Source organism: Pseudomonas sp. AC193 (genome assembly GCF_979258075.1).
Genome location: NZ_OZ409832.1, coordinates 2,577,777 through 2,592,738, shown reverse-complemented (window position 1 = coordinate 2,592,738; position 14,962 = coordinate 2,577,777). Strand labels below are relative to the sequence as shown.

At 57.4% G+C, this 14,962-nt stretch carries 13 protein-coding genes and 1 pseudogene; 8 read left to right on the top strand and 6 right to left on the bottom strand.

Annotated features, from left to right (window positions below; all coding sequences use genetic code 11):
- Nucleotides 1–235: 235 nt before the first annotated feature.
- Complete coding sequence (locus ACZZ0D_RS11640; RefSeq protein ID WP_282357602.1) at nucleotides 236–1,066, top strand: undecaprenyl-diphosphate phosphatase; 831 nt, start codon at nucleotides 236–238, stop codon at nucleotides 1,064–1,066.
- Entirely contained in the window at nucleotides 1,063–1,491 is a 429-nt protein-coding gene (locus ACZZ0D_RS11635) for a DUF1294 domain-containing protein (protein WP_463553304.1), read from the top strand. Before ACZZ0D_RS11640 ends, ACZZ0D_RS11635 begins: the two co-directional genes overlap by 4 nt.
- A 116-nt stretch (nucleotides 1,492–1,607) precedes the next feature.
- On the opposite strand, the gene ACZZ0D_RS11630 is transcribed toward ACZZ0D_RS11635, so the two are convergent.
- Nucleotides 1,608–1,967 carry an MmcQ/YjbR family DNA-binding protein gene (locus tag ACZZ0D_RS11630; RefSeq protein ID WP_159811356.1) on the bottom strand — a complete coding sequence of 120 codons (360 nt, stop codon included), beginning with the start codon at nucleotides 1,965–1,967 and terminating at the stop codon, nucleotides 1,608–1,610.
- The gene (locus ACZZ0D_RS11625) at nucleotides 1,964–2,872 is read right to left on the bottom strand and encodes a LysR substrate-binding domain-containing protein (RefSeq protein WP_159811355.1); all 909 of its coding nucleotides are present in this window, start codon (nucleotides 2,870–2,872) and stop codon (nucleotides 1,964–1,966) included. The genes ACZZ0D_RS11630 and ACZZ0D_RS11625 overlap by 4 nt, the downstream gene beginning before the upstream one ends.
- 128 nt (nucleotides 2,873–3,000) lie before the next feature.
- Here ACZZ0D_RS11625 and ACZZ0D_RS11620 point away from each other — a divergent pair, with 128 nt between their 5' ends.
- Together ACZZ0D_RS11620 and ACZZ0D_RS11615 are read left to right on the top strand one after the other, a co-directional pair.
- Complete coding sequence (locus ACZZ0D_RS11620) at nucleotides 3,001–3,612, top strand: FMN-dependent NADH-azoreductase (protein WP_053119839.1); 612 nt, start codon at nucleotides 3,001–3,003, stop codon at nucleotides 3,610–3,612.
- Nucleotides 3,613–3,849: 237 nt separating this feature from the next.
- Nucleotides 3,850–4,887, top strand: coding sequence for an alpha/beta hydrolase family protein (locus ACZZ0D_RS11615; RefSeq protein WP_159811354.1), 1,038 nt, complete (start codon nucleotides 3,850–3,852; stop codon nucleotides 4,885–4,887).
- A gap of 95 nt (nucleotides 4,888–4,982) precedes the next feature.
- Here the strand turns inward: ACZZ0D_RS11615 and ACZZ0D_RS11610 are convergent, their stop codons facing one another.
- Nucleotides 4,983–6,170, bottom strand: coding sequence for an MFS transporter (locus tag ACZZ0D_RS11610; protein WP_400646916.1), 1,188 nt, complete (start codon nucleotides 6,168–6,170; stop codon nucleotides 4,983–4,985).
- A gap of 277 nt (nucleotides 6,171–6,447) precedes the next feature.
- Nucleotides 6,448–8,035, bottom strand: a pseudogene (locus tag ACZZ0D_RS11605) (ABC-F family ATPase).
- Nucleotides 8,036–8,414: 379 nt separating this feature from the next.
- On the opposite strand from ACZZ0D_RS11605, the gene lpxO reads away from it, so the two are divergent.
- On the top strand, nucleotides 8,415–9,314 hold the full coding sequence (gene lpxO, locus ACZZ0D_RS11600; RefSeq protein WP_053120461.1) for a lipid A hydroxylase LpxO: 900 nt from the start codon (nucleotides 8,415–8,417) through the stop codon (nucleotides 9,312–9,314).
- A 158-nt stretch (nucleotides 9,315–9,472) separates the two neighbouring features.
- Here lpxO and ku read toward each other — a convergent pair whose 3' ends face one another.
- Nucleotides 9,473–10,327 carry a non-homologous end joining protein Ku gene (gene ku, locus ACZZ0D_RS11595; RefSeq protein ID WP_400646914.1) on the bottom strand — a complete coding sequence of 285 codons (855 nt, stop codon included), beginning with the start codon at nucleotides 10,325–10,327 and terminating at the stop codon, nucleotides 9,473–9,475.
- 191 nt (nucleotides 10,328–10,518) lie between these two features.
- Between ku and ACZZ0D_RS11590 the strand changes: the two genes are divergently transcribed.
- Nucleotides 10,519–10,860: a hypothetical protein gene (locus ACZZ0D_RS11590; protein WP_463553303.1), complete on the top strand. Its 342-nt coding sequence runs from the start codon at nucleotides 10,519–10,521 to the stop codon at nucleotides 10,858–10,860.
- A gap of 52 nt (nucleotides 10,861–10,912) precedes the next feature.
- The gene (locus ACZZ0D_RS11585; RefSeq protein WP_463553302.1) at nucleotides 10,913–12,058 is read left to right on the top strand and encodes a PQQ-dependent sugar dehydrogenase; all 1,146 of its coding nucleotides are present in this window, start codon (nucleotides 10,913–10,915) and stop codon (nucleotides 12,056–12,058) included.
- Between the two features lie 130 nt (nucleotides 12,059–12,188).
- Here the strand turns inward: ACZZ0D_RS11585 and ACZZ0D_RS11580 are convergent, their stop codons facing one another.
- Entirely contained in the window at nucleotides 12,189–13,289 is a 1,101-nt protein-coding gene (locus ACZZ0D_RS11580; protein ID WP_463553301.1) for a GNAT family N-acetyltransferase/peptidase C39 family protein, read from the bottom strand.
- A gap of 92 nt (nucleotides 13,290–13,381) precedes the next feature.
- On the opposite strand from ACZZ0D_RS11580, the gene ACZZ0D_RS11575 reads away from it, so the two are divergent.
- Entirely contained in the window at nucleotides 13,382–14,956 is a 1,575-nt protein-coding gene (locus tag ACZZ0D_RS11575) for a RimK family protein (protein ID WP_463553300.1), read from the top strand.
- Nucleotides 14,957–14,962: the final 6 nt, after the last annotated feature.

Here is a 14,962-nt window from a genome sequence, read left to right as displayed (position 1 = left end):
GGCCTACGCGACCCAAGTCGTATAACACGGCAGCGCTTTTACGGCTTGTCTGATAGGATTTCGGCCCCGCGCGTAAAAACCTGAATCCAAGTTGATATTTCACGGAATTTTGACCATTTCGTGTGGATCCTGTGCGCGCGGAATCGGTACAGCCATAAACAGCTACGCTGATCGCAGTGAACGTAAGAAAAATACTATCGGGGCATGCCGTCGTGCATCGCTCTTTGGGGGATTGATGGATCTTTGGACCGCCTTGCAGGCACTGATACTTGGAGTTGTAGAGGGGCTCACGGAGTTTTTGCCCATTTCCAGTACCGGACACCAGATCATCGTTGCCGATTTGCTCAACTTCGGCGGCGAACGGGCCATGGCGTTCAATATCATCATCCAGCTCGGCGCGATCCTCGCGGTGGTCTGGGAGTTTCGCCGCAAGATTCTCGACGTGGTCATCGGTTTACCGACCCAGCCGAGCGCGCGGCGTTTTACCGCTAATCTGCTGATCGCTTTCTTGCCGGCAGTGGTATTGGGGGTGATTTTTGCCGACCTGATCCACGAGTACCTGTTCAACCCGATCACCGTTGCGGCGGCTCTGGTCATTGGCGGCATCATCATGTTGTGGGCGGAAAAGCGTCAGCATGAAGTGCATGCCGAAACGGTCGATGAGATTCGCTGGACGGACGCCTTGAAAATCGGTTTCGCCCAATGTCTGGCAATGATTCCAGGGACTTCGCGCTCCGGCTCGACGATCATCGGTGGTTTGCTTTTCGGTCTGTCGCGCAAAACCGCAACCGAGTTCTCGTTCTTCCTCGCCATGCCAACCATGGTCGGTGCAGCGGTTTACTCGGGCTTCAAGTACCGCCACTTGTTTGTGCCGGCGGACTTTCCAGTGTTCGCCATTGGTTTTGTCACCGCTTTCATCTTTGCCATGATCGCGGTGAAAGGTTTGCTCAAGTTCATCGCCAGCCACAGCTATGCGGCGTTCGCCTGGTACCGGATCGTCTTCGGTCTGGTGATTCTGGCGACCTGGCAGTTTGGCTGGGTGGACTGGTCGGCAGCCAAACCATGAGTGATTCCCGCGCACGCCGGCCGGAAGGGCGACCTTCGGGCGGCAACATTCAGCATCTGAAATTGAAACTGGTGGTGCTGCTGATCGTTCTCGCGTTGCCGTTGTTCGGCTCGTTGTCGATGTGGGTGCGCGGGATTTCGCTGGTGCCATTGGCGGCGTACGGCATTGTCAGCGTGCTGGCGTTTTTTCTGTACTGGGCAGATAAACGCAAGGCCCGCGCCGATGCCTGGCGCACGCCGGAGAACATCCTTCACGCGGTGGAACTGGCCGGCGGCTGGCCGGGTGCGTTGATCGCCCAGCAAGTGTTTCGGCACAAGACGCGCAAGGTGTCGTTTCAGGTGCTGTTCTGGGTGATCGTTGCGCTGCACCAGGTGTTCTGGATCGACCAGATATTCCTCGGCTCGAACCTGCTGGCCCTGTTCTAAACAAATACCGACTCCCCCCTGTAGGAGCTGCCGAAGGCTGCGATCTTTTGATTTTGCTTTTTTAATATCAAAGTCCAAAGATCGCAGCCTTCGGCAGCTCCTACGGGGGATTGGGTTTACAGCAGTAGGCCGATCTGGGTTTTCTTGGGCAGTTTGCTTACTACCAACTGGTGCGAGCGCTGCAACAATCCGCGCAACTCCTCAGCGCCCAGCGGGTAGGGCGGGTGCATGATGATCCACTGCGCCCGCGCCAGATACGGCGCCGGGTGAATTCCCGGGCGGTCGCAATGGCCGAGGAACAGATCCTTGTCGACCTTGAACGCCAACGAATCACCGCGCAGTCCCTGCAAGGCAAACATCTTGTTGCCGGCAATCGAGAACACGCGCACGCCGCCCCATTTGTAATCTTCCCGAGCACCGGGCAGGCCCAGGCAAAACGCGGCGACGTCCGCTTCGCTCATTTTTCCTTTCGTCATAGCAACCGCTCCCCACAGGCATTGAACGACTCGACCAGATGATCGATCCACGCGCGCACCGCCGGCATCACCCCGCGACGATGCGGGTACACCGCTTGCAGCCAGCCGCCTGGCAGCGACCACTCCGGCAGCATCTGCACCAGCGTGCCGTTTTCCAGTTCGCTTTCGCAATACATCATCGGCAACAGCGTAAAGCCCTGACCGGCCAGTACGCAGGCCTTGCGCACCACAAAATCGTCAATCCCCAGCCGTGCCTCCATACTCAGCTCGAAGCTCTTGCCGTGTTGATCGAGCAAGCGCACATGCACCATGCGATCAGCTTCCAGCGCGCCGAGCACCGGCAGATTTTTCAGGTCTTGCGGATGTTCGATCGTCTTGCCTTCAAGAAAAGCCGGGCTGGCGATCACCACCATTTGCGCCTGACGCAATCGTCGAGTCACCAGCAATGGATCTTCGTCACCCAGTTCTCTGACGCGCAACGCGACATCAATCCCTTCGGTGACCAGATCCACCCGGCGATTGAGCAGCACCACTTCCAGTTGTACCTGCGGAAATTTGCCAAGAAAGTCGCTGATGACCATCGGCAGCATTTCATGGGCCAACCCGGTAGGGCATGACACACGCAATCGCCCGCGTGGCTCGCTGGACATGCTCGCCACGGCCTCGTCAGCCATTTCCGCTTCCAGCAACATCGCCTGACAGTGACGCAGATAACGCTCGCCGACCGCAGTGAGATTGAGCTGGCGTGTGGTGCGCTGCAGCAGACGCGCGCCGAGTCGCTCTTCGAGTTCGGCAATTCGCCGCGACAGTCGTGACTTGGGAATGCCCAGCAAACGGCCCGCCGCCGCAAAGCCACCGGCCTCGACGACTTTGGCGAAATAGTAGAGATCGTTGAGATCTTGCATCAGGGAAATCCAACTGTTCTATCAGTGGGACAAACTATCGCATTGTCGGCGGCTAATCATCCATTGGTTTCTTGCGTAGGATTGTCTCCATTCAGTCGCCACAGGCGATGCATTCCAGGAGATTCCGCATGAAACTGCTGCATATCGATTCGAGCATTCTGGGCGACAACTCGGCCTCCCGTCAGTTGAGCAGCCAAGTCACCAAAGCCTGGCAAGCCGCCGAGCCGAGCGCCGTGGTCACTTACCGCGACCTGGCCGCTGACGCCATCAGCCACTTCTCGTCGACTACCCTGGTTGCCGCCGGCACCACCGCTGAACTGCGCAACGCCGCACAACAGCACGAAGCCGACCTGAGCGCGACCACCCTGGCCGAGTTCATCGCTGCTGACGCGATCGTCATCGCCGCACCGATGTACAACTTCACCGTGCCAACCCAACTCAAAGCCTGGATCGACCGCATCGCCGTTGCCGGCCAGACTTTCCGTTACACCGAAGCCGGCCCTGAAGGCCTGTGCGGTGGCAAGAAAGTCGTCATCGTGTCGACCGCTGGCGGCATCCACGCCGGTCAAGCGAGCGGCGTTGCTCACGAAGACTACTTGAAGCTGGTGCTGGGTTTCCTCGGCATCACCGACATCGAAATCGTTCGCGCTGAAGGTCTGGCGTACGGAGACGAAGTGCGCAACAACGCGATGACCGCTGCTCAAGCGAAAATCAGCGAGCAACTGTTCGCCGCTGCGTAAGGCTTGCGTAAAGAACAGCTGTTGTTCAGGTAACACCCAAAAAACTCTGTATTCTGGTTCTGCAAGGGCCGAATACGGAGTTTTTTGTTTCAGGCTGTTACATAATCTGGCCCGGGTTATGCAGTTAAACGAACAGCGTCTGAGTGTATTGCCATCGCCTAAGGCCGAATCCTCGGCGCTTCGGCCTTCGCAACACGGCGGATCTTTCGATTGAGTAACAACAGGGTGGGGCATCCGATGATGCGTCTTTGTGCAACGTTACTGATTTGCCTGCTAGGCAGCCTGAATACAGTGCACGCCGCCCCCGGGTTGCATCCACGCTGGAGCGTCGGCTATCACGAAATGACGTTCCTCGATCCACTGGATCTGCAACCGATGCGCGCCATCGCTTTCTATCCTTCCAGCGATCGCGAGCACACCGCGCTGATTGAGGGCTACACAGTCGAGGCGGGTGAAGACACCAAAATCGCCATTGGCCGTTTTCCCATGCTGATGTTGTCCCATGGCAACACCGGGACGCCGCTCGCATTGCATGACCTCGCGACCTCACTGGCGCGTAAAGGCTTCGTCGTCGTAGCGGTCATTCACCCCGGCGACAACTCCAAGGATCACAGCCGGCTCGGTACCCTCAGCAACCTCTACGGGCGGCCGATCCAGATATCCGAAGCGATTACCGCCACGCTTGGCGACCCAATGCTTGCGCCATTCGTCAACGCCGACCAGGTCGGGGTGATCGGCTATTCGGCAGGCGGTGAGACCGCGCTGATCCTTTCGGGGGCGCAGCCGGATCTGGATCGCTTGCGTCGCTACTGCCAAGAGCGTCCTGACGATCGCGACGCCTGCAACACTAAGGGCGAGTTGATTGTGGATCGCGATGATTTGCAGCCTGTCGCCGATCCGCGCGTACATGCCTTGCTGTTAATGGCGCCGCTGAGTCTTAAATTCGGCCGTCATACCTTGGCCGACGTGCACGTGCCGGTGCTTCTTTACAGCGGTGATGGCGACAAACTGGTGGCTTTCGACAAAAACGCCGCCGCGCTGGCGCGCAAACTGCCGACCGCGCCGGACTTCAAGTTGCTGGCCGGAGCAGGGCACTTTGTGTTTATGGCGCCGTGCACTGAAGAGCAGCTCATGGCGATGCCGGCGTTGTGTACCGATGCTGATGGCGTGGATCGAGAGGATATTCACCGCAACCTGATCTCCGAGGCAGGCCGGTTTTTCTCGCATGCGCTGGGTAAACCGACGCGGGCGGGGATGCAGACCGCGGATCAATAACCCGATAGATCAAAAGATCGCAGCCTTCGGCAGCTCCTACATGAGAGGGTATTCCTTGTAGGAGCTGCCGAAGGCTGCGATCTTTTGATCTTGATTCAACCCATTGCTCGGCGTTTAAGCAGTAGGGTCAGCCCCAACCCGATCACCGACAGTAGCGCCGCACTGAAGAAAATCCACGAATAGCCCAGATTCAACGCCACCGCGCCCATCAACGGCCCGGCAATCGCCAGCGCCAGATCGAAGAACACTGCATAAGCCCCCAGCCCCGAACCTCGGCTGGAACTCGGCACGCGCTTGATCGCCTCAACCCCCAGCGCTGGATACACCAGCGACAGGCCAAACCCCGCCAACCCGGCGCCAATCAAGGCGAACGCGGTGGAGGGCGCGAGCCACAACATCACCAATCCCACAGTCTCGATGGTCATGCAGGCAATCGCCGAGGTAAAACCGCCGAAACGACTGATCGCCGAGATAAACAGCAGTCGCGACAGAATGAAGCACACGCCAAACACCGTCAGGCAGTACGCCGCGCCACTCCAACCACGGTTGAGGTAATAAAGCGTGATAAACGTGGTGAGTGTGCCGTAACCGATCGACGCCAAGGTCAGGCTCGCGCCGAACGGGGCAATGCGCCCGAACACTGCCCAGAACGGCAGGCGTTCGCCACGAATCACCGGTACCGAAGGTTTGTTGCGGATCAACAGCAACGCGCCGGCGGCCAATACCGACAGGGCAATTCCGAGGCTGGCGAAGCCGTATTCAGCGACCATAACCACGCCCAGCGGCGCGCCAATCGCAATCGCGCCATACGAGGCGATGCCGTTCCAGCCAATCGATTTTGCCGTGTGTTCGACGCCGACCTGGCCCATGCACCAACTGATCGTGCCGACACCAATGAGGCCCTGCGCGACGCCCAACAGCAAACGCCCGAGAATCAGAATCAGCAGGCTGGTCAGTGGAAAACTCTGCAACAGCGTCGAAATCAGGGTGAGCACGCCACTTAGCACAATCCCCAGCAAGCCATACACGATCGCCCGTTTGGTGCCGATGGTGTCCGACATGCGCCCGGCCATCGGGCGGCTGAGCAGGGTGGCCAAGTACTGTGAACCGATGACCAGCCCGGCAATGATTGCGCTGAAACCCAGTTGTTCGTGGACATAGCCGGGCAACACCGCGATCGGCAGACCGATGCAGAGGAAGGCAATAAAGGTATAGAAAACGATGGAAACGATCTGCAGGGTGATCGCCATGGAGCTTTGCGGTGGCAGTTGCTGCGCAGACATGAGGACTCGTTCGCGGGCGGCGGTGGGAGAGTTCGCATGATGGCGTGGCTGTGGGATAAAAGGAAGCAGGCTAACTATTTATCCTTGGATTGATGGCGCTGCTGACGGCCCCTTCGCGAGCAAGCCCGCTCCCACTTTGGAACGCATTCCCCTGTGGGAGCGGGCTTGCTCGCGAAGAAGTCCGCACCGGCCAATCCCTGGCCTTGAATACAAAAAGCCCCGTCACATGGACAGGGCCTTTAACTTGCAGCTAGCAGCTCAAACCTCGCAGCTGCTTTTAAAACACCACACCCTGACTACGCAGGTAGTCATCGTAGGTGCCGCTGAAGTCAGTCACGCCATCCGGGCTCAGCTCGATAATGCGCGTGGCCAAAGACGATACGAACTCACGGTCGTGGCTGACGAAAACCAGCGTGCCCGGGTAGTTTTCCAGCGCCAGGTTCAGCGCCTCGATCGATTCCATGTCCAAGTGGTTGGTCGGTTCGTCCATGATCAGCACGTTCGGCTTTTGCAGAATCAGCTTGCCGAACAGCATGCGACCTTGCTCACCACCGGAAATCACTTTGACCGACTTGAGGATCTCGTCGTTGGAGAACAGCATGCGGCCCAAAGTACCGCGAATCATCTGCTCGCCTTGAGTCCACTGACCCATCCAGTCGAACAGGGTGACGTCGTCTTCGAAGTCGTGCGCGTGATCCTGGGCGTAGTAGCCCAGTTCAGCGGCGTCGGTTCAGCTTGACGCTACCGGCATCCGGGGTCAGTTCGTTGACCAGAGTGCGCAGCAGGGTGGTTTTACCGATACCGTTCGGGCCGATGATCGCCACGCGCTCGCCGGCTTCAACCTGGAAGCTGAAATCTTTGAACAGGGGTTTGCCGTCGAAGCCTTTGGCCATCTTCTCGACGATGACTGCCTGGCGGTGCAGCTTCTTGTTCTGATCGAAGCGGATGAACGGGCTCACGCGGCTCGAAGGCTTGACCTCGGCCAGTTGGATCTTGTCGATCGCCTTGGCACGGGAGGTCGCCTGCTTGGCTTTCGAGGCGTTGGCCGAGAAGCGGCTAACGAACGATTGCAGCTCGGAAATCTGTGCTTTCTTCTTGGCGTTGTCCGACAGCAGTTGCTCGCGGGACTGGGTCGCCACGGTCATGTACTCGTCGTAGTTGCCCGGGAACAGGCGCAGCTCGCCGTAATCCAGGTCAGCCATGTGCGTGCACACGCTGTTCAGGAAGTGACGGTCGTGAGAGATGATGATCATCAGGCTGTTACGCTGGGTCAGGATGTTTTCCAGCCAGCGAATGGTGTTGATGTCCAGGTGGTTGGTCGGTTCGTCGAGCAACAGCACTTCCGGATCGGAAAACAGTGCCTGAGCCAGCAACACACGCAGCTTCCAGCCTGGCGACACTTCGCTCATCGGGCCGAAGTGCTGCTCGATGCCGATACCCAGACCCAGCAGCAATTCACCGGCGCGGGACTCGGCGGTGTAACCGTCCATCTCGGCGAATTCGGTTTCCAGCTCGGCCACGGCCATGCCGTCTTCTTCGCTCATTTCCGGCAGCGAGTAGATGCGGTCGCGCTCGGCCTTGACCTTCCACAGCTCTTCGTGACCCATGATCACGGTGTCGATCACGGTGAATTCTTCGTAGGCGAACTGATCCTGACGCAACTTACCCAGGCGTACGTTCGGCTCAAGCATGACCTGACCACCGGACGGATCGAGATCACCGCCGAGGATTTTCATAAAGGTCGACTTGCCGCAACCGTTGGCGCCGATCAGGCCGTAGCGGTTGCCCGCGCCGAATTTGACCGAAACGTTTTCGAACAGCGGCTTGGCGCCGAACTGCATCGTGATGTTAGCTGTAGAGATCAAGAGTTATTCCTGCGAAGCATTCTGAGTAGCGAGGGTGCGGCCGGAGCGCTTGGCCCGAGTCAAAGTGCGCTGAGGCGGGAAAGTCCCGGCATCAACCAAGGGGGCGCGTAAAGTTTGGCGGCAATTGTACTGGTCTGGCGCTCTTAACGATAGGGCGAACACGCCATGACCGCTGATTGGCGCACACCCGGGACAGTTTTTAACACTTACAGGTTCACTATCGGATACAAAGTGTGGCTAAAATGCCATCCATTCACCCAGCGGCCTTCAACGGCGCGGGCTCAGGGACGTGCCATTTGTAATCCGACCACTGCATCAGACGCCGGGCCAGAGGCCTTCAGGCGCGCAGTTTGTTCACTACTGACATGTGACGATTTCCGTGAAACTCATCATTGCTGCTATTTATGTCATTTCCATTGCATACGTTCATCTTCGTGGACGGGTGCGGCACAAACTCGGTCGTCAATTGAGCGATCATTCGTCGTTTCTCGCGCCGATCAACTGCTTCCTCTACCTGTTTTCGAAAAAACCGAACAAGCCTTATCTGGATCCGTCGGAGTTTCCCGATCTGAGTCCGTTGCAGGAACATTGGCAGGAAATCCGTGAAGAAGGCCAGAATCTGCTGCGTGCCGGCGAGATCAAGCGTTCGGATCAGTACAACGATGTCGGCTTCAATTCGTTCTTCAAAACCGGCTGGAAGCGCTTCTATCTGAAGTGGTACGGCGACAGCCATCCGTCGGCCATGAAATTGTGCCCGCGTACCACTGAACTGGTGCAAAGCATCGGCTCGATCAAAGCGGCGATGTTTGCCGAACTGCCACCGGGCTCGAAACTGGTGCGCCACCGTGACCCGTACGCCGGTTCGTACCGTTATCACTTGGGTCTCGATACGCCAAATGATGCCGGTTGCTACATCAACGTCGATGGCGAAAACTACCACTGGCGTGACGGTGAAGCGGTGATGTTCGATGAAACGTTCATTCACTACGCGGAAAACACCACTGATAAGAACCGCATCATCCTGTTCTGCGACATCGAGCGTCCGATGAAATATCGCTGGGCGGCTGCGTTCAACGGCTGGTTCAGCCGTAACGTGATGTCCGCGGCAGGTGCGCCGAACGATGCCGGTGACCGGACTGGCGGCATCAACCGGCTGTTTGCCAGGATCTACAAGATTCGTTTGCGTGGTAAAGAGCTGAAAAAACGTAATCGCAAGCTTTACTACATGGAAAAGTGGGCGATCTTCGGTAGCTTGTTGGCGATCTTTATCCTGATCTGATGCATTTTTAGCAGTCGCGGACTCCGGTAGGAGCTGTCGAGTGCAACGAGGCTGCGATCTTTTGATCCTGTTCTATAAGGTCAACGGATCGCAGCGTGCCGCAGCTCCTACATCGCTTTTGCTCGGCCGGGTCAAATGACTCTCGCAAAAGCAACCTGTCAGTTGGCTGACGCTTTCTTCGTTTTCTTCGCTGGCGCAGCTTTTGCCTTCGGCTTCGCCGCCGCTTTCCCGCCCAGACTGCGTTTCAGCAGCTCCGTCAAATCGATCACATCGGCCGTCTTACGCTCTTCCTCGCCACCCACCGTTTCGACATCCTCGATCTTGCCTTCATGGGCTTTCTTCTCCACCAGCGCCATGATCTTGTCTTCAAACTCGTCGTTGTAATCTTCAGGCTTCCAGTCCGCGCTCATGTCCTGCACCAGCCGTTTGGCCATGTCCAGTTCACCCTTGGCCAGTTGCGGCTTGGTCACTTCACTCCCAAGCTCTAACGTATCGAGGCTGCGCACCTCCTGCGGCCAGCGCAGCTTCACCAACACCAGCGCTGACTCCAGTGGCATCAGCGCCGCCAGGTACTGACGTGTATGTAAAACGACGCGGGCAAGGGCAACCTTGTTGGTTTTGCTCAGCGTCTCCCGAAGTAGCGCATACACCTTGCCGCCTCGTTTGTCGGGCGCCAAGTAGTAAGGTGTGTCGATGTTTTGCAGGGGAATCTGCTCGGCATCAACAAAAGAAAAGATATCAATGGTTTGCGTAGAAACCGGGTGCGCCGAACGGATTTCCTCTTCGCTGAGCACTACGTAACGACCTTTTTCATAGGCCACACCTTTGACGATATTTTCTTTGGTGACCTCTTTGCCGGTGACCTTGTTGACCCGTTTGTAGCCCACCGGATCCATGCTGCGGCTGTCGAGCCAATCAAAGTCCACGCCTTGGGACGATGTCGCTGAAACCAGCGCGACGGGGATGTGAACCAGTCCAAAACTGATCGCGCCTTTCCAGATTGCCCGAGCCATGGTGATGATCTCCCAAGTGATGATCAGGTGACCTGTGGCCCAGCGTGAAAGTTTCCAGTGATTGCGCGGGCTCTGGGGCCAGCGGTCGTGTCTGATTACATGTTGTTTAAAGCCTGTGACTTAACAAATGCGAACCCTGGGCGTAGCGTGGACTCGAAGGCTCTAATCCACTTGCATCGAGAGGCTGCCCCATGAACCGAATTCTGCTTGGCATCGCCGTCCTCGGCTTGAGCGTGGGTTGGGCTCATGCGGGCGTCTCGGTGCCAGCCTCGACGCTGTTGCTGGCGCAGAGTCCGTCCGGCAACAGTAACAACCCCTACAACAGCCCGATCCGCCGGGCCAACCCCAACAGCATGCAAGGTACTCAGCCGAGCAACCCGCCGATTCGTGGCCCGAGCACTGCGCCGACGCCGCGTACGCCCACCGTGGAAAACCGTGGCATCGGCAACGGCCAGCCGATTCGTTCTGTGCCCAGTACGTCGCCGACTTTCATTCCCAACCCTCCCTCACGAGGCACCGATAGCAACCGTTGAACGGCAGGACTGAAGTTCTGTCAGCCCTTCAAGCGAACATAAGGAAACGTGCATGTTGCGTAAAACCCTCTTGGCCAGCATCTGTGCCGGCATTCTCATCAGTGCTCCGGTATTCGCCGCAGCGCCCAAAGAGCTGAAAAGCGAGCAGGGCATCCTCGAAGTCACCACGATTACTCAAGGACTCGACCATCCTTGGGCGCTGGCTTTTTTGCCGGATCGCCAAGGCATGTTGGTGACCGAGCGGCCGGGCAATCTGCGTGTAGTGGGCACGGACGGCAAGTTGTCCGAGCCAATCAGTGGCGTACCGCAAGTCTGGGCCAAGGGGCAGGGCGGTTTGCTTGATGTAGCGCTGTCCCCGGACTTTAAACAGGATCGCATGGTGTACCTGTCTTACGCCGAAGGTGGTGGCAAGGGCGACAAGGCCGGCACAGCGGTCGGGCGGGGGCGTCTGTCGGATGATTTGAAAACGCTGAAGGATTTCAAAGTGATCTTCCGCCAGGAGCCGAAGCTCTCGGTTGGCAATCACTTCGGCTCACGGCTGGTGTTTGATCGCGACGGCTATCTGTTTATCACCTTGGGTGAAAACAATGATCGATCAACCGCTCAGGATCTCGACAAGCTGCAAGGCAAGGTCGTGCGCATTTATCCCGATGGCCGAGTGCCGGACGATAACCCCTTTGTCGGGCAATCCGGTGTGCGTCCAGAAATCTGGTCTTATGGTCAGCGTAACCCGCAGGGTGCGGCGCTCAACCCTTGGAACGGCACGCTCTGGGAAAACGAGCACGGCCCACGCGGTGGCGATGAGGTGAACATCATCGAACGTGGGAAGAATTACGGCTGGCCGCTGGCGACTCACGGCATCAACTATTCGATGCAGCCGATCCCTGAAGCGCAGGGTAAAACGGCTGAAGGCACGGTTGCACCGCACCATGTCTGGGAGAAATCACCGGGTGTGTCTGGCATGGCGTTTTACGATGCTGACCGGTTTAAACCGTGGCAGCACAACGCGTTTATTGGTGCATTGGTGACGCAGGAGTTGATCCGGTTGCAGTTTGATGGCGATAAGGTGGTGCATGAGGAACGTTTGCTCGGCGAGCTTAAAGAGCGGATTCGGGATGTGCGCCAAGGGCCGGATGGTTATTTGTATGTGCTTACGGATGAGTCGAAGGGTTCGTTGTACAAGCTTGGCTTGAAGTAAGTCGCTGAGAGCGCTCTATACCTGTGGTGAGGGGATTTATCCCCGATGGATTGTGCAGCTTCTCTAGGAAGAGCGGGGCTGCTTCGCTGCCCATCGGGGATAAATCCCCTCGCCACAGGGGTTTTGGTGGCTATAGGTTTTGGGGGAATAGCACCACTGCGGCGCGTAATTTTCCTCGGCCAAATCGGCACATTTTTTCAAACTCGCCATGGCTGACTGGCACGTGCTGGCAGTCCATCGGTTGTCGGTGCTGGCTGTGATCGACATCGGGATCATGCAGGTAAACGAAGTCCTCATCGCAATCGGTTACTACAACCCAGTGCGGTGATTTTGAGCGGGTCAGACGATAGCTGCTGATCAGCACCAAAGGCTGGCCACAGGCGTCGAGCAATCGCGGCAAATCCACTGTTGCGCCGATCACACGTTCCACATCGGTTTCTGCCAGTTGCGCAGTGAACTCTTCATGCACCAAACGCATGACGTCTTTTTTATGCGTATCGCGTACGCCATCAAGGAACAGCGGCCCCTCCAGGCTCAGCTCCAAACGCACGCGAAAACCTCTACGCCACGCCGCCAGTGCCAAACCTTGAGGGCTGCAGCCGCCATGGCCGGAGGTCATGAACACGGTCGTCGCCTCACGCCAGATCTGTAATTCCTCACGACGCTCCAGTAAGCGTCCGGCCTGCAAGGCGCCCATGGCCATCAACAGACAGGCCGGGCCACAGGTGAAGTCGGTGGTCTGCGCGTAGTAAGGCACCGTGATGCTGCGTGAGTCGCGGTGCTGGAGAATGCGTTTCTCCAGACGCAACGCATCGGCGTGGTCTTCGTAGTAATCGTGGATCAGCGCAAAACGTCGGTAACCGTTGCGCTCATAAAGGGCAATGGCGGTGGGGTTGTCGGTACGCACTTCCAAACGCAGATACGCGCAATCATGTTCCAGCGCGCAGGCCTCGATTTTTTCCAGCAATTGCTTGCTCAGCCCTGTGCCGCGAGCCTCGGCAGCCAGGGCTATCGAATACAGCCGCGCCAACGAGGTGCCGCGATGAAACAGCACCAGCGCGTAACCGAGCAGATGTTCATCGCGTTCTGCGACCAGCAACTGCGCATGGGCGCGCGTAATCATCCAGTGAAAACTGCGACTGGTGAGCCGATCCGTGGTGAAACATTGCATTTCCAATGCCAGCAACGCCGGCAAGTCTTCAACTACGGCCAGGCGAAAAACAGTACTCATATGACCACCGTAAAAGTTGCGTAACGAAACGAGACTTTCGTAAAACTTCGTGCTTAATAGAAAAGGTCTTGTTCTCCAACGGATCAATCTCTATGTCAGCGGTACAGGGTCATTGGCGCGAAGTATCCGAGCAAAGTTTGCCGACGGCAACTTATTTAAAACCAGCGGTTAGAACCTCCAGTCAAGTGTTGATCATTGTCGAGCGCAAGGAAGATTGGGCCTCTTATTTTCCCAGCGAAGACATCGTCACCGCTCAGGAATACCTCGAGCAAACACGCGAAACCGAGCCCGGCAAACGGGTTCAGGTGATCAACCTGTGCCGCAGCTACAAGTACTTGGGCCATGGCTATTACTGCTCGCTGCTGGCGGAAGCCCGTGGACACAAGGTGATTCCGTCGGTGCGCACCATCAGCGAACTGACAAAAAAATCACTTTATGGCCTGGCACTGGATGACCTGGATAAAACCCTGGAAAAAGCCCTTAGTCACCACCTCTACAGCGATACCGAAGGGTTTACCCTGACACTGTACTTCGGCAGGACTCATATCGAGCCTTTACAGGATCTGGCGCGGCAGTTGTTTGAAGTGTTTCCTTGTCCGATTCTGTTAGTTGAGTTTCGCCGAACTAACGGTTGGCACATCGAGGGCGTGAAGTCCGGTGCGTTGCACAAGTTACGCGATGATCAGGAAGATCAGTTTGCCAATGCGCTGGACGGTTTCAGCCGTAAAGTCTGGCGTGTGCCGCGCTCGCCGCAAGTTGCGCGTTATGACCTGGCTATTCTTCACGACCCACAGGAAGCCTTGCCGCCGTCGAATCCCAAAGCACTGGAAAATTTCGTCCGGGTCGGCAAAACCATGGGCATCGATGTCGAGTTGATCGAGCGCAAGGATTACGCGCGATTGGCCGAGTACGACGGGCTGCTGATTCGCGAAACCACCAACGTCGACAACCACACCTACCGGTTCGCCAAGAAGGCCGAGAGCGAAGGGCTGGTGGTGATGGACGATCCGACGTCGATCCTGCGCTGCACCAACAAGGTCTACCTGACCGACCTGCTCAACAGCCATCAACTGGGCATGCCCGCCACCGAAATCCTCTACAAAGAGCGACCCGAAGACTTCGAGCGGGTCGGCGAACGCCTCGGTTTTCCCTTGGTGTTGAAGATCCCCGACGGCTGTTTTTCACGCGGCGTGATCAAAGTCGAAAGCCAACAAGCGCTGCTCGAAGCCACCGCCGAATTGTTCGAGCACTCGGTGTTGTTGCTGGCCCAGGAATTCTTCTATACCGAATACGACTGGCGCATCGGCGTGCTCAATCGCAAACCGATCTTCGCCTGCCAATACTTCATGTCCAAGGGCCACTGGCAGATCTACAACCACAAAGCCAAAGGCCAGGACGTCAACGGCGAATGCCGAACCATGGCGATCCATGAAGCGCCGCGTGCGGTCGTCGACCTCGCGGTGAAAACTGCCAACCTGATCGGCGATGGCCTCTACGGCGTCGACCTGAAACAGGCCGGCGACAAAGTGGTGGTTATCGAAGTCAACGACAACCCGAACCTCGATGCAGGCATCGAAGACGCGTATTTACAGGACGATTTGTATTCGCTGGTGCTGGAAGAGTTTGTGCGGCGGCTGGAACTCAAACGTCGCGGGCAAGCGTGGTGATCTGCC